Source organism: Pseudomonas proteolytica, from assembly GCF_007858275.1.
Taxonomy (GTDB): domain Bacteria; phylum Pseudomonadota; class Gammaproteobacteria; order Pseudomonadales; family Pseudomonadaceae; genus Aquipseudomonas; species Aquipseudomonas proteolytica.
The window spans coordinates 18,520-39,074 of sequence record NZ_VFEV01000049.1; the positions used below are offsets into that span (position 1 = coordinate 18,520).

Annotated in this window: 20 protein-coding genes and 1 pseudogene; 6 read left to right on the forward strand and 15 right to left on the reverse strand. The window is 62.8% G+C overall.

The window, feature by feature from the left end:
- The 4 genes from FIV38_RS26465 to FIV38_RS26480 form a co-directional block, all read right to left on the reverse strand.
- Positions 1 to 1,329, reverse strand: coding sequence for an MFS transporter (locus tag FIV38_RS26465; protein WP_029295104.1), 1,329 nt, complete (start codon positions 1,327 to 1,329; stop codon positions 1 to 3).
- 172 nt (positions 1,330 to 1,501) lie between these two features.
- A complete protein-coding gene (lhgO, locus tag FIV38_RS26470) occupies positions 1,502 to 2,695 on the reverse strand; it encodes an L-2-hydroxyglutarate oxidase (RefSeq protein ID WP_092236180.1) in 1,194 nt (397 codons plus the stop codon).
- Between the two features lie 110 nt (positions 2,696 to 2,805).
- Positions 2,806 to 3,516: a FadR/GntR family transcriptional regulator gene (locus FIV38_RS26475; protein WP_029295107.1), complete on the reverse strand. Its 711-nt coding sequence runs from the start codon at positions 3,514 to 3,516 to the stop codon at positions 2,806 to 2,808.
- Positions 3,517 to 3,570: 54 nt separating this feature from the next.
- Complete coding sequence (locus FIV38_RS26480; protein WP_092236184.1) at positions 3,571 to 4,791, reverse strand: MFS transporter; 1,221 nt, start codon at positions 4,789 to 4,791, stop codon at positions 3,571 to 3,573.
- Between the two features lie 119 nt (positions 4,792 to 4,910).
- Here FIV38_RS26480 and FIV38_RS26485 point away from each other — a divergent pair, with 119 nt between their 5' ends.
- Both FIV38_RS26485 and FIV38_RS26490 read left to right on the forward strand, forming a co-directional pair.
- Positions 4,911 to 5,816: a LysR family transcriptional regulator gene (locus FIV38_RS26485; protein WP_092236187.1), complete on the forward strand. Its 906-nt coding sequence runs from the start codon at positions 4,911 to 4,913 to the stop codon at positions 5,814 to 5,816.
- Between the two features lie 28 nt (positions 5,817 to 5,844).
- Positions 5,845 to 6,525, forward strand: a complete 681-nt coding sequence (locus FIV38_RS26490; protein ID WP_092236190.1) for a GNAT family N-acetyltransferase — start codon at positions 5,845 to 5,847, stop codon at positions 6,523 to 6,525.
- Positions 6,526 to 7,126: 601 nt separating this feature from the next.
- Here the strand turns inward: FIV38_RS26490 and FIV38_RS26495 are convergent.
- From FIV38_RS26495 to FIV38_RS26520, 6 genes are all read right to left on the reverse strand, one after another.
- Positions 7,127 to 7,528: a hypothetical protein gene (locus FIV38_RS26495; protein WP_092236192.1), complete on the reverse strand. Its 402-nt coding sequence runs from the start codon at positions 7,526 to 7,528 to the stop codon at positions 7,127 to 7,129.
- A 32-nt stretch (positions 7,529 to 7,560) separates the two neighbouring features.
- Positions 7,561 to 8,817, reverse strand: coding sequence for a 3-phosphoshikimate 1-carboxyvinyltransferase (gene aroA, locus FIV38_RS26500; RefSeq protein ID WP_092236195.1), 1,257 nt, complete (start codon positions 8,815 to 8,817; stop codon positions 7,561 to 7,563).
- Positions 8,818 to 8,919: 102 nt separating this feature from the next.
- Entirely contained in the window at positions 8,920 to 9,477 is a 558-nt protein-coding gene (locus tag FIV38_RS26505; RefSeq protein WP_092236199.1) for a UPF0149 family protein, read from the reverse strand.
- A gap of 84 nt (positions 9,478 to 9,561) precedes the next feature.
- Entirely contained in the window at positions 9,562 to 10,254 is a 693-nt protein-coding gene (locus FIV38_RS26510; protein WP_092236202.1) for an anti-sigma factor, read from the reverse strand.
- Entirely contained in the window at positions 10,251 to 10,790 is a 540-nt protein-coding gene (locus FIV38_RS26515; RefSeq protein ID WP_092236205.1) for a sigma-70 family RNA polymerase sigma factor, read from the reverse strand. The genes FIV38_RS26510 and FIV38_RS26515 overlap by 4 nt, the downstream gene beginning before the upstream one ends.
- Before the next feature lie 90 nt (positions 10,791 to 10,880).
- A complete protein-coding gene (locus FIV38_RS26520; protein ID WP_092236208.1) occupies positions 10,881 to 11,402 on the reverse strand; it encodes a DUF3455 domain-containing protein in 522 nt (173 codons plus the stop codon).
- A gap of 203 nt (positions 11,403 to 11,605) precedes the next feature.
- Here FIV38_RS26520 and FIV38_RS26525 point away from each other — a divergent pair, with 203 nt between their 5' ends.
- Positions 11,606 to 12,391: a sulfite exporter TauE/SafE family protein gene (locus tag FIV38_RS26525; protein ID WP_092236211.1), complete on the forward strand. Its 786-nt coding sequence runs from the start codon at positions 11,606 to 11,608 to the stop codon at positions 12,389 to 12,391.
- A gap of 140 nt (positions 12,392 to 12,531) precedes the next feature.
- Here FIV38_RS26525 and pcsA read toward each other — a convergent pair whose 3' ends face one another.
- Positions 12,532 to 13,254 (reverse strand): phosphatidylcholine synthase, encoded by a 723-nt coding sequence (gene pcsA / locus FIV38_RS26530; RefSeq protein WP_029295130.1) that lies wholly within the window; start codon positions 13,252 to 13,254, stop codon positions 12,532 to 12,534.
- A 150-nt stretch (positions 13,255 to 13,404) separates the two neighbouring features.
- On the reverse strand, positions 13,405 to 14,343 hold the full coding sequence (locus tag FIV38_RS26535) for a class I SAM-dependent methyltransferase (RefSeq protein ID WP_029295132.1): 939 nt from the start codon (positions 14,341 to 14,343) through the stop codon (positions 13,405 to 13,407).
- A 192-nt stretch (positions 14,344 to 14,535) separates the two neighbouring features.
- Between FIV38_RS26535 and mdeB the strand changes: the two genes are divergently transcribed.
- Entirely contained in the window at positions 14,536 to 17,214 is a 2,679-nt protein-coding gene (mdeB, locus tag FIV38_RS26540; protein ID WP_092236214.1) for an alpha-ketoglutarate dehydrogenase, read from the forward strand.
- 161 nt (positions 17,215 to 17,375) lie between these two features.
- Here the strand turns inward: mdeB and FIV38_RS26545 are convergent, their stop codons facing one another.
- Both FIV38_RS26545 and FIV38_RS26550 read right to left on the reverse strand, forming a co-directional pair.
- Entirely contained in the window at positions 17,376 to 17,864 is a 489-nt protein-coding gene (locus FIV38_RS26545; RefSeq protein WP_029295134.1) for a DUF1289 domain-containing protein, read from the reverse strand.
- 36 nt (positions 17,865 to 17,900) lie between these two features.
- Positions 17,901 to 18,791, reverse strand: a complete 891-nt coding sequence (locus FIV38_RS26550; RefSeq protein ID WP_070994943.1) for a LysR family transcriptional regulator — start codon at positions 18,789 to 18,791, stop codon at positions 17,901 to 17,903.
- Positions 18,792 to 18,903: 112 nt separating this feature from the next.
- Here FIV38_RS26550 and FIV38_RS26555 point away from each other — a divergent pair, with 112 nt between their 5' ends.
- Together FIV38_RS26555 and FIV38_RS26560 are read left to right on the forward strand one after the other, a co-directional pair.
- Entirely contained in the window at positions 18,904 to 19,914 is a 1,011-nt protein-coding gene (locus tag FIV38_RS26555; RefSeq protein ID WP_092236217.1) for a zinc-binding alcohol dehydrogenase family protein, read from the forward strand.
- An 83-nt stretch (positions 19,915 to 19,997) separates the two neighbouring features.
- Positions 19,998 to 20,297, forward strand: coding sequence for a putative quinol monooxygenase (locus FIV38_RS26560; protein ID WP_057441906.1), 300 nt, complete (start codon positions 19,998 to 20,000; stop codon positions 20,295 to 20,297).
- Between the two features lie 134 nt (positions 20,298 to 20,431).
- Here FIV38_RS26560 and FIV38_RS30135 read toward each other — a convergent pair.
- Positions 20,432 to 20,555: pseudogene (locus FIV38_RS30135) on the reverse strand (ribonucleotide-diphosphate reductase subunit beta); the annotation flags it as partial.

Sequence of the window (20,555 nt, forward strand, 5' to 3'; positions counted from 1 at the left end):
TCAGTTCTTGAATGCCGAGTGCTTGCGGCCCTGGTCACACAGGGCAAACACCACCACCAGCACCGAGGCGATAGCGAGGATGATCACCACACCGTCCGTCGAGTGCGTGGTCGAAGCGGCCACCATCGACAAGGCACCCAGCGGCGCCAAGCCACCGGCGATGGCCGTACCGATTTCACGCCCGGTTCCAAAGCCCGAAGAGCGAGTCTGGGTCGGGAACTGGCGGCTGAGGAACGAACCTTGGGGGGCGAACATCATCGGCGCGAGGATCCCGGTGCCGATGCCGATGGCCAGGTAGATCATCAGGCTTTCACCGGTGTTCAGCAGCGCCAGGAACGGGTAGGCGAACAGCAGCGACAGCACGCCGCCCAGCACCAGTACCGATTTGCTGCTCCATTTGTCACACAGCCAGCCGAAGCACGGCACGGCGACAATGGCGACCAGGCTGGCAATGGTCACCGACAGCGACGTGACATGCACGTCGACACCCTTGAACTGGGTGAGGTAGGCCAGGGAGAAGGTCTTGAAGATATAACTCAGGGCGTTGTAGCCAATAGCCACGAAGAACACCACTGCCAGGCCCTTGAGGTCGTTCTTGAACAGCGCCTTGAGCGGCGAGACCTTGGCCTTGGCCGGCTCCTGGCTCAACTCCTTGAACTCCGGGGTTTCCGGGATGCTGTTACGTACCCACAGGCCCACACCCACCAGGGCGATGCTGCAGATAAACGGGATACGCCAGCCGCCGGCCAGCAGGAACTCATTGCCATTGATGGTCAGCAGGTACACGGTCAGCGATGACAGCAGCAGGCCGAGGTTCAAGCCCAGCGCCGGCCAGGCACCCTGGCTGCCGCGCTTGCCTTCTGAAGCATGCTCGTAGGAAGTGACCGCCGCGCCCGACAACTCGGCGCCGGCGCCCAGGCCCTGGATGATGCGGATAAACACCAGAATGATCGGCGCCCAGATGCCAATCGAGGCGTAGCTGGGGATCAGGCCGATCAGCGTGGTGCACACGCCCATCATGCAGAAGGTCAGCACCAGCACATGTTTGCGGCCGAACTTATCGCCCAGGTAGCCGAACAGAATGCCGCCGAAGGGGCGGGCGATAAAACCGATGGCGAAGGTGGAAAACGCCATCAGGGTCGCGGTCTTCGGGTCACTGTTATCAAAGAAGATCTTTGAAAAGACAATCGCCGCCATGGTCGCGTAGAGGTAGAAGTCATACCACTCCAGCATCGAGCCGAAGATGGTGGCGGCAGCGACCTTGCGCAGGCGTTTCTTGGTTTGTGCCGGGGTTTCCACCGTGGCGGGGTTATGGGCTTTTGCCGTCATGCTGTACTTCCTTCTCAGTCATTATATTTATTAGGGTGTTGCGAACGCGTTCAACTGTGGGAGCTGTCGAGCCTTGGCGAGGCTGCGATAGCGGTGGGTCAGGCGATATTTTTCTTGCCTGTGCCGCCGTCATCGCAGCCTCGCGGGGCGAGACAGCTCCCACAGGGGGTATTCAGTTGGGGGTGAACATGCGGTCGGCGATCATTTCGCCAATCGGAATGGCAGAGGTGGCCGCCGGTGACGGCGCGTTGCACACGTGCAACATGCGCGGCGTCTGGGCGAACAGAAAGTCGTGTACCAAAGTGCCGTCACGCATCACCGCCTGGGCGCGGATCCCGGCTTCGTAGGGCAGCAGATCGTCGAGTTCCAGGGATGGGCAATACTTGCGGCACTGCTCCAGGTAGCCGGACTTGAACAACGAGTTCTTCATTTCTACGCTGCCGGAGCCGAGGTTCTGCCAGATGGTTTTCCAGAAGCCGGGGAAGCGCGCGTACTCGGCCACATCCTTCCAGTTGACGGAAAACTTCTTGTAGTTTTCCCGACCCAGGCCCAGTACGGCATTGGGGCCGACGGTGACGCTGCCATCAATCATGCGGGTCAGGTGCACCCCCAGGAACGGCAGTTCAGGGTCGGGGATCGGGTAGATCAAGTGGTTGACGATGTTGTTCTTCGACGCCGGCAAGCGGAAATACTCGCCACGGAACGGGATGATCTGGTGGTCGATATCAATCCCGGCCAGGGTCGCCAGGCGGTCCGATTGCAGGCCGGCGCACACCACCAGGTGCCGTGCCTGCCAGGCGCCATCGAGGGTGTTGACGGTGACTTTGTCGGTGTCTTCGGCAATCGCGGTGACGGTTTTTTCCAGGCAGATCTCACCGCCATTGCGACGAATCACTTCGGCCATGGTTTCGCAGACCTGGCGGTAGTCGACGATCCCGGTGGCATCGAGGAACAACCCGCCCAGGCCGACGATATTCGGTTCGCGAGCGCGCAGTTGCTCGGCGTCCAGGCGTTCGACTTTCATCCCGTTGAGTTGCGAGCGCGCATACAGCGCTTCCATGCGCTGCACTTCCAGGGCCGTGGAGGCCACCAGCAACTTGCCGCACACCTCGAACTTGATCCCATGTTTGCGGCAGAACTGTTTGGTGGCCTCGGCACCGCGCTTGCACAGGTCGGCCTTGAGGCTGCCGGGTGCGTAGTAGATGCCGGCATGGATCACGCCGCTGTTATGGCCGGTCTGGTGCTTGGCCAGCACCGGTTCCTTTTCCAGGATCACCAGTGATGCGTTGGGCTGGCGCTTGAGCAGCTCCATCGCGGTGGCCAGGCCGACAATGCCGCCGCCGATGATGCAAAAGTCATAAATCATGTGGGGGCTACCTAAATCAATACATTTCAGTCTGCTTATCAGGTTGTCAGACTAATGTTTTTGTTAAAAAAACGGCGCGCCCGCAGGCACGCTTTATCGGTGTGGGGCGATCAGTGGGTCGCGGGCAGCTCCAGTTGCAGGCGTTTGGCGGCAGCACGCAAATGCGCTTCAGCGGCAGCGGCGGCGCCTTGTGGGTCAGCGTCGACAATGGCCTGGTACAGCGCCTGGTGTTCCTGGGTGGCATCGGCCGAGCCGCTGGCAAAGCGCGAGGCCGAGTTTTCCCAGGCGGTCTTGCGCGCGCTGGCCAACTGGCTGCGCAGAAAGTCGTGGAAGGCGACGAAGTATTCGTTTTTGCTGGCGTCGGCGATGGCCCGGTGAAACTCCACGTCGGCTAGGGCAGCGGCTTCAAAGTCTGCGCGCTTGTCGTGCATTTCCTGCAGGGCCCGCTTCATGCGCTGCAGGTCGCCTGCGTCACGGCGTTGGGCGGCAATGGAGGCTGCCTGGGTTTCGATCCACAAGCGCACTTCGAACATTTGCGCGAGGTCAGGGCGCCGGCCGTTCTTTTCTGGAAAGCGGAATACCGTACCGGCCGGGGTCTGCGAAATAAACGAGCCCAGGCCACGCCGGGCGGTCAGTACGCCATCGGCCTTGAGCTGGGCAATCGCCTCGCGCACCACCGAACGGCTGACATTCAACTGTTCGGCCAGTTGCTGCTCGGTCGGCAGGCGCGACTCGGGCGCCAGTTGTCCGGAGTCAATCTCGGCCCGTATGGCGCTGACTACACGCACGACGAGGGAATCTGGACGCTGGAGCTCAAGCATGGCAAAACCTAGGTGATCAGGTTGTCAGACAATAGCCGTTACGATTTTCCCTTGTCAAGGCGCTGTGCTGGCCTGCAGCGTTTTCACCCGGCGCGCGCAGGCCAGCAGCAGCGCCAGTGCGACCAGCCCCGAGGCGACCCAGAACGCGAGGCGAAACCCTCGGCCAACCGCGGCGGGCAGCGCCGCATGGACATCGCCCATGCCCCAGGCAAACACCGCTCCCAGCGCCCACGCGCCGACAATCAAGCCCAGGTTGCGCGACAGGTTCAGCCAGCCGGCAATCGTCCCGCGTCGATCCGCCGGCACATTGCCCATTACCGCCGTGTTGTTGGCCGCCTGGAATTGCGCGTAGCCCAAGGTGAGGATCCCCAGCGCGCCGATGTAACCCGTGACGCCCAGAGGCATCAACGCCAGCACCAGGCAGCCGGCCAGCATGCACAGCAGGCCGCCCAGCGTGGTGGCGTAGCTGCCGCAGCGGTCGGTCATGCGCCCGGCCGGTATGCCCGCCAGCGCCGCGATACACGGACCTACCGCCATCGCCAGGCCCATCTGCGCGGGATCGAGTCCTATGCCATGGCTCAAGTAAAACGGCCCGGCGACCAGGGTGGTCATCATCACCGCGGCCACCAGCGTACTCATGCCCAGCCCGGCGCCCAGGGCCCGGTCATGGAGTGTCGCGAAGACACTCAAGCGGCCCGCACCCGCTGGTTGCGGGTCTCTGTCGGCCTGTGTGCGTTGCACCAGCACAAAAGCGAGGGCGGCCAACGGCAGCATCACCAGAAACAGCGCACGCCAGCCAGACGCCGCAATCAGTGCGCCGCCGATGGCCGGCCCCAGGCCAGTGCCCACCGCCGACAGCGTCCCCAGCAAACCCATGACGCGACCGGTCTGCGCTTTGGGGACGGTGGCCGCGACCAGTGCCATGGTCATTGCCAGCATGATCGCCGCGCCAAACCCTTGCAGCGCCCGCGCCGCGACCAGCACGCCAAGGGAGGGCGCGGCACTGCACAGGGCACAGGCCACCGCGAAGACCAGCACGCCGGCCAACAGCAGGCGGCGATGGCCGAAGCGATCCCCCAGGCGACCGACACTCACCAGCACAGCAGTGATTGCCAGCAAATAGCTCAGCACCACCCACTGCACCGCCGCAAAGCCTGCCGCAAAGGCCTCGGCCATTTGCGGCAGGCCGACATTGGCAATGCTGGTGCCCAGCGAAGCCAGGAGCATGCACAACGACAAACCGGCGAGCGCGCCGCGTGGGGGAGGGGATGTCATGGGGTTTCCTTGTTCTGCACCGTGGTCGTTGCCCGCACTCTAGGGTGTCGCCTAACATGGCGGAAGACGCATCAGTTGCACTCTATGTGTGCGTCAAACGCTTGATAAGGATTGCCGCCGTGTCGCTGCCTGACTTCAACCTGCTGATCACCCTGGACGTGCTGTTGGCCGAAGGCAGCGTCGCCCGTGCCGCCCAACGCCTGGGCCTGAGCCCCTCAGCCATGAGCCGTGCGTTGGCGCGGCTGCGTGAAACCACCGGCGATCCGCTGCTGGTGCGTGCCGGACGCGGCCTGGTGCCGACGCCCCGGGCCCTGGAACTGCGCGAACGGGTCGGCCAACTGGTGCAGGAGGCCGAAGCGCTGCTGCGTCCGCGGCAGGTCCTGGACCTCAAGGGCCTGGTGCGGACCTTCGTGCTGCGCACCAGCGAAGGGTTCGTCGAAAGTTTCGGTCCTGCGCTGATCGCCCATGTGGCTGAGCAGGCACCCGGCGTGCGCCTGCACTTTGTGCATAAGCCCGGTGCGCCGCTGCGCGACAGCAGCGTGGACCTGGAAACCGGCGTCGTCGATAGCAGCGCCCACCCCGAAGTCCTCACCCAGTTGCTGTTTCGCGACCGCTTTATCGGTGTGGTGCGCGCCGGCCACCCATTGAGCCAAGGCCCCATCACCACCGCGCGCTACGCCGCCGGCCGGCATATCTACGTGTCTCGGCGCGGGCGCGAACGTGGGCAGATCGACCACGCACTTGAGGCCTTGGACCTGACGCGAGACGTGGCAACTATCGTCACCGGGTTCTCTACGGCCGTGGCCCTGGCGCAACGGACCGACCTGATCGCCAGCGTTCCCGAGCGCTATACCAGCGGTCTGCGTGAGGGCCTGTTCAGCTTTGCCCTGCCGGTCGAGGTGCCGCCGTTCAGCGTGGCGATGCTCTGGCATCCACGGCTGGATGCCGACCTCGCGCATCGTTGGTTGCGCGGCTGTTTGCGCCAGGTGTGTGGCGCAGAACAGGTACAATCCCCGCTGCCTTGATTGCGAAATACCAGGAAACAGGAATTCGATGTTCACCCTTACCCACTACACCAGCCCATGCCCTGAGCCCGTCAACAGTCAGATCTTGCAGATGGTGGTCGACTACCTGACCGATATCAGCTCGGTCGCCTTACCGCCGAGCAACCTGCTGTACAACATCTACCAGTATGCAATCGGCTACGAAGTGCACCTGTACCTGGAGGCGCTGGGTGGGGCCAAGGGCATTGCGGTCGAGCTGATTGTGGCGACCGATGAGCAGGATCCGGCCAAGGTCGTCGGCTTCTTGCTGTACCTGCCGGTCAAGGACGATCCCGAGGCCTGCGGCGTGGCCTATATGGCCGTGCATGCCAGCCACCGCCGCCAGGGCGTGGCGCGGGTGATGATGGATGAGATGCTCAGCCGTTACCCCCATGGCGAATTGACCTGCACCGTGGAAAAAGTCCCGGCCTTTGAATCCATGGGCTTCCAGGTGCGCGGCGTGCGCGGGACTCAGGTGTTGATGAATACACGCGACTACAGCACCGATGGCCTGATGGGCGTGTTGGATGTGGCATCGATCTATAGCTCGCTGGAAGTGCGGCAAATCCACACCTACCTGCTACAGAAACACGGCAAGCGCGCGATGATCGATGCCGAGAAACAGCGCGACCGGCATTTCGACCAGATGACCCGCAAGGCCCGGCTATTCGTACAGAGCCGCTTGGCCTGACTGGGCTTCGAACTTACTGTGGACCGCTGGCTTTATGTGGCGAGCGGGCTTGCCCCGCGCTGGGTGGCGAAGCCACCCCAACAGCCTCACCATGCTCCGTCAGACACACCGAGGTGGTAGGTTTTGGGGCTGCTGCGCAGCCCAACGGGACAAGCCCCCTCGCCACAGGGGGCTTGCAGCCCCCTCAAGCCTACTGTGTGACTACTGGCTTTATGTGGCGAGCGGGCTTGCCCCGCGCTGGGTGGCGAAGCCACCCCAACCGCCTCACCATGCTCCGCCAGACACACCGAGATGGCAGGTTTTGGGGCTGCTGCGCAGCCCAACGGGGGCGATACGGCGTTCCGGCAAGCCCCCTCGCCACAGGGAACTTGCAGCCCCCTCAAGCCTACTGTGTGACTACTGGCTTTATGTGGCGAGCGGGCTTGACCCGGGTGGCGAAGCCACCCCAACAGCCTCACCCCGTTCCGCCAGGTACACCGAGATGGCAGGTTTTGGGGCTGCTGCGCAGCCCAGCGGGGGCGATACGGCGTTCCGGCAAGCCCCCTCGCCACGACCGTGTCCATAACCACAATTGCCCCCAGGGCCAGATAAAACCGGTCGGTTACAACAAAGGCGGGCTGTCGCGGAAAAGGTCATGGGCATCGAGCAACCGGTACGCAATCTCCGGCCGTTTCTCCAGCCCTTTGCGAATCGCTGCCGGAATTGACTGCCGCGTCTTGCGGCACAGCCCCGGCAGTTCATCGATCACGATCTGGATCCCGCGCATGCTTTTGACTTCGGTATGCCCTGGGGCGATGTGCACGCGGATGCCCAATTGCTGGTGCATCAAGTGTTGCATGCGTTCCAGGTCTGCCAGGCTTTGCAGGTTTTCCAGGCGTTCGAGCAGTTTTTTTTCTTCCTGGCGGGTCAATTGCAGGATGCGCTGGTCGGTACCGGGCGCATCGAGCAATTGCTCGCGCGCGCAATCACACACAGCAGGTGGGCAGGGTTGGCGAATTGTCATGATCACTCCCTCCCCACGCTGGTGCTGACGGCTCAGTAGGTCAGTTGCACGCCCAGGCTGCCCAGGGCGTTCCAGTACTCAGGATAGGTCTTGCCCACGCAGTCCGGGTCCTGGATCCGGATACCCGAGACTTTCAGGCCCGCCAGGGCAAAGCACATGGCGATGCGGTGGTCGGCGTGGGTGTCGATCAGCGCGGTGCAGGCCGTGCCCGCCAGCGCGGGATCGCTGGCCACCAGCAAGTCATCACCGATAATGGTCGCCAGGCCCGGGCGGATCTCGTTGAGGCCGTCATGCAGGGCCTGGACGCGGTCGCATTCCTTGACGCGCAGGTTGGCCAGCTCGGTGAAGCGCACCGGGGTATTGTTGAACGCCGCCAGCACCGCCAGGGTCGGGATGGCGTCCTGCATCTGCGAGCCGATCACCGTGGCCGGCATCTGCGGGAATTGCGCGATCACGGCCTGGGCCTTGGCGTCGGGCTGGGTGAAATCCTGTGCGGCGACGCCCAGGTCGATGCTGCCGCCGGTCAGCACTTCGGCAGCCCACAAGTAGGTGGCGGCAGACGCGTCGGGTTCGATCAGGTAATCATTGGCGGTGTAGCCGGTAGGGGCCACGCGCCAGGTGCTGTCGTTGACCACTTCCACCTGGGCGCCAAAGGCGCGCATGCAATCCAGGGTCAGGTCGACGTAACCACGGGCGCCGATGTCTTTGCCGGTCAACGCTACTTCGATCGGCGCTTCGCCACAGGCGGCAAGCATCAGCAGTGCCGAGACGTATTGGCTGGACAGGCCGCCATCGATCTCGAAGCGCTTGGCCTGCACGCGGCCAGTGCCGTGCACGGTCACAGGCGGGCAGCCGGTGGGGCTTTCAACCTTGATGCCATTGTGGTTCAGGGTCGCCAGTAGCGGGCCGATGGGGCGCTTTTGCATGTACTCGTCGCCGTCCAGTACCACGGTGCCTTCCACGGTCGCCACGGCGGCTGTGAGAAAGCGCATCGCGGTGCCGGCGTTGCCGAGGAACAGCGGTTGCGCCGGTAACTGCAGCTTGCCATGGCCGGTGACAACAAAGGTCACGTCATCCGGCTCATCGATGGTCACGCCCATCTGGCGCAAGGCCACGGACATATGCCGGGTGTCATCGCTTTTCAGCGCGCCGCTCAGGCGGCTGGTGCCCTTGGCCAGGGCTGCCAGCAGCAGGGCGCGGTTGGTAATGGATTTGGAGCCGGGAGGCGCTACCTTGCCGTGCAATGGAAAGTTGGGCGGTGTCACGGTCACGGTTTTCTGCGAACTCAAGGTACAAGGCTCCTGATTCAAGGCGCGGTGGCTGGGAGTGGCCGGCTGGCGGAGACGAATAATCGACCATCCGGCACGCTAGGGTCAAATCATGGCGCAGGTTTAACCGCGCAGGCTCAACCAATAGGCATGCAAGGCCCTGGCCGCCGGTTCGATGCGGGCCACCTGTTGTTGATGGGCGGCCACATCCAGGTCGGCCGGCAATTGGAAGTTGTCCTGCTCGGCGCACCAGGAGATGGTTTCCAACTGCGCTGCCTGCTCGGCCGGCAGGGCTGGCCATTGGCTGATCGCGGCGCCACGGATATAGCCAAAGCACCATTCCTCGGCGAGGGTCAGCGGCAGGCCCTGGTGTTCGGTTTGTTCGAAGCGCGCCTGAAAACCCTGGGCGTCGCTGGCCAACTGCTGGGCGATGCCAGTGAGATGACGTGTGCACAGGTCGATGAACTGCTCCAGTTCGGCCTTGCTTTCCCATGCCGGGATCTGGTCGCCCCAGATGGCCGGGAACCAGATGGCAACATCCACCGGCGCCGGGCCGGACACCAGGGCGGTGAAGTAGCCATCGAACTCGGCCAGGTTCAGTACCGAGTTGTCGTCGCCGTACTTGAGCAGAATGTCTTCGATGAACTCGAAATCGGCAGGGGCGAGGGCTGGGTCGTGCATGAAAATATCCTTTGAGCGTCAAGCGCCGCAGATAAGGCGGCGTAAAACGCGGAGGATGGCGCGAGTCGGCGTTTTAATCCAGTGCTAGATCACCTTCACCGCCCGGCCAATCGCCTGGATCGGCCCGGTTGGCTTACCGGTCGGCGAGCCATTGGGGCCTTCCAGGGTCATCTCGAACAGTTGGTTTGGCGCCAGCGGCGGCAGCTTGTCCAGGGGGATCGACAGGCTCTGCCCCGGCTTGACCAACCCGAGGGAAACCGGGCCTTGCCAGTCATCACCCTTGGTCCAGAACTCCAGGGCCTTGTCCGCCGGTATCTGCATGACGCCCAGGGGGATCAACTGGATTTGCTGATCGTTGCTGGCCTGGATTACCCAGCCTGGGGCCTGGCTTTGTGGCGCCGTCAGCACCACCACGTAGGCCGTCGGGTTGATGGCGGCGGGGCGGGTCAGCAGCAGCGATGCCAGCACCAAACTGGCCAGCAAGCCGGCACCGGCCAGGCCACGCCACAGCGCGAGCAGGTTCCACCAGGGCACCGGCGGCGTGTCGCCCACGGCGTGATGGCCCAGGCTGCGTTCAATGCGCCGCCACAGGTAGGGTGAAGGCGCCACCGGCTCGGCCAGCTCGGTCAGCGGCAACAAGCGCTGTTCCCAGGCCTCCACCGCCGCGCGCAAGGGCGCATCGTGTTCCAGGCGTTGCTGCACGTGCAGGCGTTGCTCGGCCGCCAGGGTGCCCAGTACGTATTCGCCGGCCAGGTCGTTCAATTCTTCGGGGGTCATGCCATGCACTCACGCAATGCCGCGAGGCTGCGTTTGATCCAGGCTTTGACAGTCCCCAGCGGGGTGCCCAGTTTCTGTGCGATTTCACTGTGGGACAGGCCGTCGACATACGCATGCAGGATGCAACTGCGACGCGCCGGTTCCAGGTGTTCCAGGCACTGGTAAACCTTGCCGCTACGGGCACGGTATTCGAAATGCTCGGTGCTGGGTTCAGCCGCCAAGGTCTGTTCATGCTCATCACTGAGCGCAACTTCGCGGCCCTTTTTGCGCATGACGTTGAGCGCCAGATGCCGGGTCACGCTATACACCCAGCCACGAGCCGAACCCCTACGCGGGTCGAAACCGCCGGCGCCGTTCCAGATATTGATAAACGCCTCATGCACGATGTCCTCCGCCAGGGCCGTATCCCGCGCAATGCGCTTGGCCACGCCGAGCAGCCGGGCGCAATCCTGTTCGTACAACTGACGCAAGGCTTGCTGTTCGCCGCGGGCGCAGGCCAACAGGCAGGCTTCATAGTCAAAGAGAGGTTCGGGCAAGGATTGTGGCCGCCTTTGAGGGTCAAGCCCCGGCCGCGATTGGCCGGGGTGCTAGCGCAGCAGCTTAGACGACTTTTTTTGCCAGGCGCATTATTTGGCCGCCCAGAAGATGTAATCCGCCTGGTACTTCACCACTTCTTGCTGGCCTTTGTTGGCGGTACTGCATTCGGCACTTGGCGCCACGCCACCCTTGAGCGCGACGCGCTGGATATAGCTGACCCCGTTCATTGCACCCTTGCCTTCGGCCGGGTTGGCCTTGACCAGTTGATAGGGCAGGTTGCCCGCGCTGGACGGCGCCACGGCCAATTGCGTGCCGGTGACTTTCGAACCGTCCTGGGCCTGCCAGGTGGCGGGCGGGCCGAAGTAGGTGCCGACCTGCTTGCCGCTGCGATCATTGAGCACTGCCTTGGGGCCGACGAAGACCCATTCGGTCTGGCCGGCAGCGTTGGCCTTGTCGCGGCACTCGTAGGTGATTTCGCCGACACCGGTGGTTTCCATGGTCACCTTGTGGCCGTCCGGCACCTTGATGCTGTCGGGCAGGCTGGTCTGGGCAAAGGCCGCGGGCGCCGCGAGCAGCAGGCAGGTCAGGCAGAGCAGGGGTTTAGTGTTCATCGGTGTCTCTCCGTAGGGGTGAACAGCAGAGCAGCGTTATGGCTACTACCTGTACTACTCACGGCACGGCTGACTGGATGCACGGCGCGACAAATAAATCCATGAGACGTAAAAGGAATAAAGTCAGATCGTATTGATATAAGTCGTTATAAGAAAAATCGCTATGCTGCCGCCAGAATTTTATAAGGCCGCAGGTAGTTGTAATGGATGTGGGTAATTTTGGTTTTGTAGTGGCAGGCCTGATCGTTGGTTTTATCGTCGGCATGACCGGCGTCGGTGGCGGGTCGCTCATGACCCCGATCCTGTTGTGGTTCGGCATCAACCCCGCCACGGCGGTGGGCACCGACTTGCTGTATGCGGCCATCACCAAGTCCGGTGGGGTGCTGGTGCATGGCAAGAACAAGAACATCGACTGGACCATCACCGGCTGGCTGACCCTGGGCAGCGTGCCGGCAGTATTGTTGACGCTGTGGTTCCTCAAGAGTCTGCACACCGACCCCAGCGCGATGAACGAGGTGATCAAGCAGGCCCTGGGCGTGGTACTGCTGCTCACGGCCCTGGCGATTCTGTTCAAGAAAAAACTGTTGGCCTTTGCCCAGCACCATGCGGGCGACAACTACCATATGCGCCCGCGCAACCTCAACGGCCTGACAGTCTTCACCGGCGCGATCCTCGGCACCATGGTCGCCCTGACCTCCATCGGTGCCGGCGCGCTGGGCACCGTGGCGTTGTTTATCCTGTATCCGTTCCTGGCCACCAAGCGCCTGGTGGGCACCGAAATCGCCCACGCCGTACCGCTGACCCTGGTCGCAGGCCTAGGGCATGCGAGCATGGGTAACATGGACTGGCATTTGTTGGGGTTCTTGCTGATGGGGTCGCTGCCGGGGATCTACGTTGGCAGCCATATGTCAGGCCGGGTGCCGGATGAACTGCTGCGCCCGTGCCTGGCGGTGATGCTGGGGTTGATTGGTTTCAAGCTGGCGTTCTGACTGCGGTATGTTGTGGCAGTGGTGCTGTTGTGGCTGTGGTGCTTTTGTGGAGAGGGGCTGCTGCGCAGCCCAGCGCGGGGCAAGCCCGCTCGCCACAGCAAGCCCGCTTGCCACAACAAGTCCGCTTGCCACGATAAGCCTTATGCCTTACGCGATTTATCCAACCACTCCACCGCTGTGCGCCAGATACAAATCCCCAGGAAGTACGCCGACATCAACAACCACAGGCCCATGGTCAGCTTGTTGGTATACGGCTGGTCGATCACCAGCAACAGGCTGCACAGCAGCCACACCGTGGTCACCGCAATGTTGATCGGCATGAAGCGCTTGACCCGGAATGGGTGCAGGAACTTCATCGGGGTCACTGTCAGCAGCGCCAGGCCAATCACCGTGGCCAGGGTGATCCAGGCGTCCGGGTCAATGATGTAGACACACAGCGCCACCACGTTCCAGGCCGCGGGGAAGCCCTGGAAGTAGTTGTCCTTGCTCTTCATGTTGACGTTGCAGAAGCAGAACAGCGACGACACCAGGATCACCGAGACGGTGAACAGGTGGGTGAAGTCCGGCAGGTCGATGTAGCGGTAGATAAACAGCGCCGGGATAAACACATACGTCAGGTAGTCGATCACCAGGTCCAGCACCGAGCCATCAAAGCTTGGCAGCACGGTCTGCACATTGACCCGTCGCGCCAGCGACCCATCCACGCCATCTACAATCAATGCCAGGCCCAGCCACAGCAGGCAGGCCTTGGGTTGGTTCTCCAGCAGCGCCAGCGTCGCGAGGAAGGCCAGCACCACGCCGGTGGCGGTAAAACCATGGGCGCCCCAGGCTTTGAGTCTGGCTACATGCAGGGTCGATATCACAGGGGCGTTCTCCAAAAGGTGAAACACGGCAGCCGACGGCGATTGAGCGTCGAATCTGGCCAAGGGATGCAGGTATCGACCGGAAAGGTGGGGATAAGGTTCACCACCACGGCGTTAGGTTTAGCGTAGCAAGCGTTGACGGATTCGGCATCAGCCCTGACGGAACACCAGGGCCTTCAAGCCGCTTTGCGGGTCGATATCGGGAAATTCCGGCGGGTTTGCCAGGCGCTGCTCAAAGCGCAGCCCCGGCGCTTCGCGGGTCACGCCTTCGATCAGGAAGTCCTCGCCAAACGCCGGGTCGTTCATGCAGGCCAATACTGTGCCCTGGGGCGTCAGCAAATCTGGCAGGCGGCGCAGTACGCGCTGATAGTCCTTGGTCAGCAGGAAGCTGCCTTTCTGGAAGGACGGCGGATCGATGATCACCAAGTCATAGGGACCGTTGCCGGTGACCTTGGCCCAGGACTTGAACAAGTCGTGCCCCAGAAAACTCACCTTGCCCAGGTCATGGCCATTGAGCCGGTGATTGTCGCGGCCCCGGCTCAGGGCGCCACGGGCCATATCCAGGTTGACCACATGCTCGGCCCCGCCCTCGATGGCGGCCACGGAAAACCCGCAGGTATAGGCAAACAGGTTCAGCACCCGCAGGCCACTGGCGTGTTCGCGTACCCAATTGCGGCCGTAGCGCATATCCAGGAACAGCCCACTGTTCTGTTTTTTGCCCAGGTCGATGCGATACAACAGGCCGCCTTCGGTGATGGTCAGCTCCTCGACCATCTGCCCCCACAACCATTCGGTGGTGCTTTGCGGCAGATAGCGATGTTGCAACGCCAGGGTGTGGGCGCCGGCCTGCTGCCATTCGTCGCTGGTGCAGAGGTTGCGCAGCAATTGCTGCAAGGCATCCAGTTGCACCGCCTCGGGCTCCTTGAACAAAGCAACCAGCACCACGCCTTGCAGCCAATCCACAGTCAGTTGTTCCAGGCCCGGCCAGCAGCGGCCCCGGCCGTGGAACAGGCGCCGGGTTTCTGCAGGTACGTCGCGCAGGGCGGCGAGCAAATGGGTGTGGAGCAGGGCGAGGGCGTCAGGGGTCATCGGGCAGCGTCGATCATTAAACGGGCGGCATTTTAAACACAATTGCGGTGTTTCAGGTGGTTGAAGCACAACGTGCTTTTAATGGGCTGTGTTTAAGCATTTTGTGCTGCAAATCGCCCGTCAACCTATCCAGAACAGTCAAAAAATCCTTTTGGGCAGACATAAACTGGAAAAAACAGCTCGGAGGTGCCCATGAACGGTTTCGTAAAGACAGTCAATCAAACAGCCATTGACCAGCAGGAGCTCACCGAGTGGCGCGACGCCCTGGCATCCCTGGTACGCCACGCCGGTCCTGAGCGCGCGCGGGAGATCCTCGATATGCTAGCCGACGCCGGCAACACCCCGGCCATCGGCTGGAAGCCGCGCCATGGCACGCCGTACATCAACAGTATCGACGTGGATCAGCAGCCCCACTTTCCCGGCGACCTGGCCACCGAAGAACGCCTGGCCTCGCTGGTCCGCTGGAATGCCCTGGCCATGGTGGTGCGGGCCAACCAGGCTTATGGCGAACTGGGTGGCCATATCGCCAGCTATGCCAGCGCGGCGGACCTGTTCGAAGTGGGTTTCAACCATTTCTTCCGTGCGCGCCACAACAACGAGGGCGGCGACCTGGTGTTCTACCAGCCCCATTCCGCGCCCGGCATCTATGCGCGGGCGTTTCTTGAAGGCCGCCTGAGCGAGCAGGACCTGGCCCATTACCGCCAGGAGCTGGGCGCGGTCAAGGCGGGCGCCCGTGGCCTGTCCAGCTATCCGCACCCGTGGTTGATGCCGGACTTCTGGCAGTTCCCCACCGGCTCCATGGGCATCGGCCCGATCAGCTCGATTTTCCAGGCGCGCTTTATGCGCTACCTGCACCATCGCGGCTTGCAGGACACCACCGACCGGCACGTCTGGGGCGTGTTTGGCGACGGCGAGATGGACGAGCCGGAAAGCATGTCGGCCCTGACCCTGGCCGCTCGCGAAGGCCTGGACAACCTGACCTGGGTGGTCAACTGCAACCTGCAACGCCTCGATGGCCCGGTGCGCGGCAACGGGCGAATCATCGACGAACTGGAAGCATTGTTTGCTGGTGCCGGCTGGAACGTGATCAAGCTGGTCTGGGGTTCGGACTGGGACGCCTTGCTGGCCAAGGATGAAGACGGTGCGTTGGTGCGCACCTTGTCCCAGACCGTGGACGGGCAGTTCCAGACCTTTGCCGCCAAGGACGGTGCCTACAACCGTGAGCATTTCTTCGGCCAGAGTGAATCCCTGGCCAAGCTGGCGGCGGGCTTGAGTGATGAGCAGATCGACCGCCTCAAGCGCGGCGGCCACGATATGCTGAAAATCCATGCCGCCTACCATGCTGCGCGGCGGGTCAAGGGACGCCCCACGGTGATCCTGGCCCAGACCAAGAAAGGCTTCGGCATGGGCGAGGCCGGCCAGGGCAAGATGACCACCCACCAGCAGAAAAAACTCGACCGCGAGGCGTTGATCGGCTTTCGCAACCGCTTCCAGTTGCCCTTGACCGACGAGCAGACCGAATCCCTGAGCTTCTACAAACCCGCCGCCGACAGCCTGGAGATGCGCTACCTGCACCAGCGCCGTGCCGCGCTCGGCGGCTATGTGCCCAGCCGCAGCCAGAGCGCCGAGCCGATACCCGTTCCGCCCGTGAGTGGCTATGCCGGTTTCGCCACCCAGGCCGAAGGCAAGGAAATGTCCACCACCATGGCCTTTGTGCGCATGCTCAGCAACCTGCTCAAGGACAAGGCCCTGGGGCCGCGGATCGTACCGATTGTCGCCGACGAGGCGCGCACCTTTGGTATGGCCAACCTGTTCAAGCAGATCGGTATTTATTCCAGCGTCGGCCAGCGCTACGAGCCGGAAGATATCGGTTCGATCCTCAGCTATCGCGAAGCCACCGACGGGCAAATCCTGGAAGAAGGCATCAGCGAGGCCAGCGCGATCAGCTCCTGGGTCGCGGCGGCCACCAGTTATTCGGTGCATGGCTTGCGCATGCTGCCGTTCTACATCTACTACTCGATGTTCGGTTTCCAGCGCGTGGGCGACCTGATCTGGGCCGCCGCCGACCAGCGCGCCCGCGGCTTTCTGCTCGGTGCCACGGCGGGGCGTACCACCTTGGGCGGCGAGGGCTTGCAGCACCAGGACGGCAGCAGCCACTTGATGGCTGCGACCGTACCCAACTGCCGCGCCTACGACCCGGCATTCGCCGGCGAGTTTGCGGTGATTCTCGACCACGGCATGCGCCAGATGCTTGAGCACGATGTCGACGAGTTCTACTACGTGACCCTGATGAACGAAAACTACCCGCAGCCGAGCCTGCCGGCGGGTGTCGAAGCCGCGATCATCAAGGGCATGTACCGCCTCGACGGCAATGCCGGCGCCAAGGTGCGCCTGCTCGGCTCGGGCACCCTGGTGCGCGAGGCCCAGGCTGCCGCGCAGTTACTGGCTGACGATTGGCAGATCGACAGCGAGGTGTTCAGCGTGACCAGTTTCAGCGAACTGGCCCGCGAGGCGCGGGAGGTGGAACGCCATAATCGCCTGCATCCGCTGCAAAGCCCACGGCACAGCCACCTGGCGACCTGCCTGCCACCAGGCGCACCAGTGGTTGCGGTGTCGGACTACGTGCGCGCAGTGCCACAGATGATCGGCTCGTACCTGGGGTCGAGCTATACCGTGCTGGGGACTGATGGGTTCGGGCGTAGCGACACCCGTGCGGCGTTACGCGACTTCTTTGAGGTAGACCGCCACCACATCGTCCTTGCCGCGCTGGCGGCCCTGGTGGAACAAGGCAGCCTGCAGGCGCAGGTGTGCCAGCAGGCTATCGACCGCTACGGCCTGCACACCGAGCGCGGGGCGTCCTGGACCCACTGACCCTCAAGCTAAACGAGGCACAAATGTGGGAGCAGCTTTTGTGGGAGCGGGCTTGCTCGCGAAGGCGGTGGGTCAGTCATCTATGCACCAACTGACCCACCGCCTTCGCGAGCAAGCCCGCTCCCACACAAGCCCGCTCCCACAGGGTTTTTCGGTGTGTTCTAAAGCGTGGCAATCAACGCCGGCCCAAATGCCTCATGCAAAAACTGCGGCGCGATGTAGCGCTGGTAATGCGCCTCCGATAACAGGAAAAACTCCCGATCAATCGCATCCCGCAAATCCGCCAGATGCCGCTCACGAAACTCCGGCAGCAGCGCCAGGCCATAGGCATCGAGCCTGGAAATCACCCGCGCACCGCGGGCAATCAACTGATAGGCCCAGCAGTAAGGTGACTGGTGCGGCATAAAGCGGATCTTGCGCGCTTCCAACTGCTGGCGCAGGCGCGGGGCATCCAGCACTTGCAGCTTGCTGGCCATGACCTGCACCAGCAACTGTTCGAGGCGTAGCCAGACCGCTTGTTTTTCCTCGGCGCTATAACCGTTCCACTGAATGACTTCATGGTGATAACGCTTGCAGCCACGGCACACCAGGTCGCCATACACGGTGGAGCACAGGCCGACGCACGGCGTCTTGATGGTTTGATTTGGCATAAAAACCGCGTCTTTCCTAATCCACGACAAAAGGGTTCATCGGCGCTCCAGGGCGCTGAACTGCTGGTTCAACCACTGATACAACTGGGTGACTGCCCGTGACATCTGCCCACGGTGGGGGCAGGCGAAACTCAAGGGGTACACATCACCGGGAACCTCGGGCAACAGCACCACCAAACGCTCGGCCTGCACATCGGCGTACACGTCCAGCCAGCATTTATAGGCGATGCCTTCACCTGCCACCGCCCAGCGCCGCACCACGTCGGCGTCGTCACTGAACAAGGGGCCGGCAACCTGCACGGTCTGCTCGCCCAGTTCCCAGCGGTCATGCAGACGGCCGTTTTGCAGGTACAGCAGGCACGGGTGGCGGGTCAGGTCGTTGACCGATGCGGGGGCACCGTGGCGCGCCACGTAGTCGGGCGATGCCACCAGCACCCGGCGATTCCAGGGCGCCAAGGGCAGGGCGATGTAGTTGGCATCCTCGTTCCAGCCATAGCGCAGGGCCACGTCCACCGGGTCGCGAAACAGGTTGGTGACCTGATCCGATACCAGCAAGCGCAAGGTCAGCTCAGGGTGTAGGCGGCGGAACTCGGTGAGCATCGGCAGCAGGATATTGCGCCCCAGGTCCGAAGGCGCGGCGACCTGCAATGTGCCCTGCAACGGCGCGTCATCGCCGCGCAAGCGTTCGCGGCCCAGGGCCAACTGCTCCAGCACGCCACGGGCGGTGGGCAGGTACTGTTCGCCCTCGGCACTCAACCGCAGGCTGCGGGTGGTGCGGGTAAACAGGCGCACCTGCAGTTCCCGCTCCAGGCGCTTGATGGCTGCGGCGACTTGCCCCGGCAACAGATTGGCCTCAACCGCAGCGGCGGTGAAGCTGCCCAGGGCGGCGCTGCGCAGGAACAGCCCAAGATCATCGATGCGGATCATTTTCACTCCAGGGATGAAAGTGTTGCTGCATTTTGTCGATTTTTCTTCGCGCTGGGAACGGTAAAGATATAAGCCATCGAGGGCCATCGCCCCTCATCAACCGTGAGTTCCCATGAAAGCAATCTCCTTCACCCAACATGGCCTGCCCATTGACGACCCGCGCTCGCTGATCGACGTGAACATCGATGCTCCCCAGCCAGGCCCCCGGGACCTGCTGGTAGAAGTGCAGGCCGTGGCGGTCAACCCGGTCGATACCAAGGTGCGCGCCGGCACTTTCGCCAAGGAGCCGAAAATCCTCGGTTGGGATGCGGCGGGCATCGTGCGCCAGGTGGGCGCCGACGTCACCCTGTTCAAACCGGGCGACGCGGTGTACTACGCAGGCTCCCTGATCCGTTCCGGCAGCTACAGCGAGTTCCAGGTGGTTGATGAGCGCATCGTCGGTCACCGGCCGCGCACAGTGGATGCGGCCCACGCCGCCGCCTTGCCGCTGACTTCGATCACTGCCTGGGAGTTGCTGTTCGATCGCCTTGGCGTGACCGAAGGCGGCGGCGAGGGCGAGGTGCTGTTGGTGGTCGGTGCCGCTGGTGGGGTGGGTTCGATCCTGGTGCAACTGGCCCGCCAACTCACCCGCATGACCGTGATCGGCACCGCCTCGCGGCCCGAGACCATCGAGTGGGTCCAGCGCATGGGAGCCCATCACGTAATCGACCATCGCCGGCCCATGCTCGCCCAGCTCAAGGCACTGGGGGTTGATGGGGTCAGCCATGTCGCCAGCCTCACCCATACCGAGGAGTATCTGCCGCAACTGGTAGAAGTGCTGCGCCCCCAAGGGCGGCTGGGGTTGATCGACGATCCGGCCAGCCTGGATGTCATGCCACTCAAGCTCAAATCCCTGTCCTTGCACTGGGAACTGATGTTCACCCGCTCGATGTTTGAAACGGCGGACATGATCCAGCAACACCATCTGCTCAACCGCGTGGCCCAACTGATTGACCAGGGGGTGTTGCACACCACCCTCGGCGCGCATTTTGGTGCGATCAACGCGGCCAACATGCGCAGCGCCCATGCCCTGGTGGAAAGCGGCAAGGCGCGGGGCAAGATTGTGCTTGAAGATTTCCAATGAACACCCTGATCAAAGCCCTGGGCTTATCGCTGTGCGTAATGCTTGCCGGCTGCGCCAGCCAACCTACCAATGGAGTCGCCAGCATGACCAAACCGTTGATATCCATCGCCGTACTCAAGGCCAAACCGGGCCAGGAACAAGCGCTCAAGGCCGGCCTGCTGGCCTTGGTCGAACCGACCCGCACCGAGCCAGGCAACCTGGACTACGTGCTGTTCGAACTGCGTGACGAGCCCGGCACGTTCTATATGCGTGAAGCGTTCAAGAACCAGGCGGCCCTCGATGCGCATTTTGCGATGCCGTACTTCCAGCGCTTTGCCGCCACGGCAGACGACTTGCTCCAGGAACCGCTGAAACTGATCTTCCTTGAGCAAGTGTCCAACTGAGGCCGTACACCGCACTGATTGTAGGAGCGAGCTTGCTCGCGAAAAACGCCTAGGCGCCGCGTTTATCCGGGGGGCCTGGGTTATCGTTGACGATCTTCGCGAGCAAGCTCGCTCCTACAGGAGGTGTGGGGCGATCAATCCCAGCTCAACGCCCCGCCAGTCTGATACTCGATCACGCGGGTCTCGAAGAAGTTCTTCTCTTTCTTCAAGTCCATGATCTCGCTCATCCACGGGAACGGGTTGGTGGTGCCTGGGTAT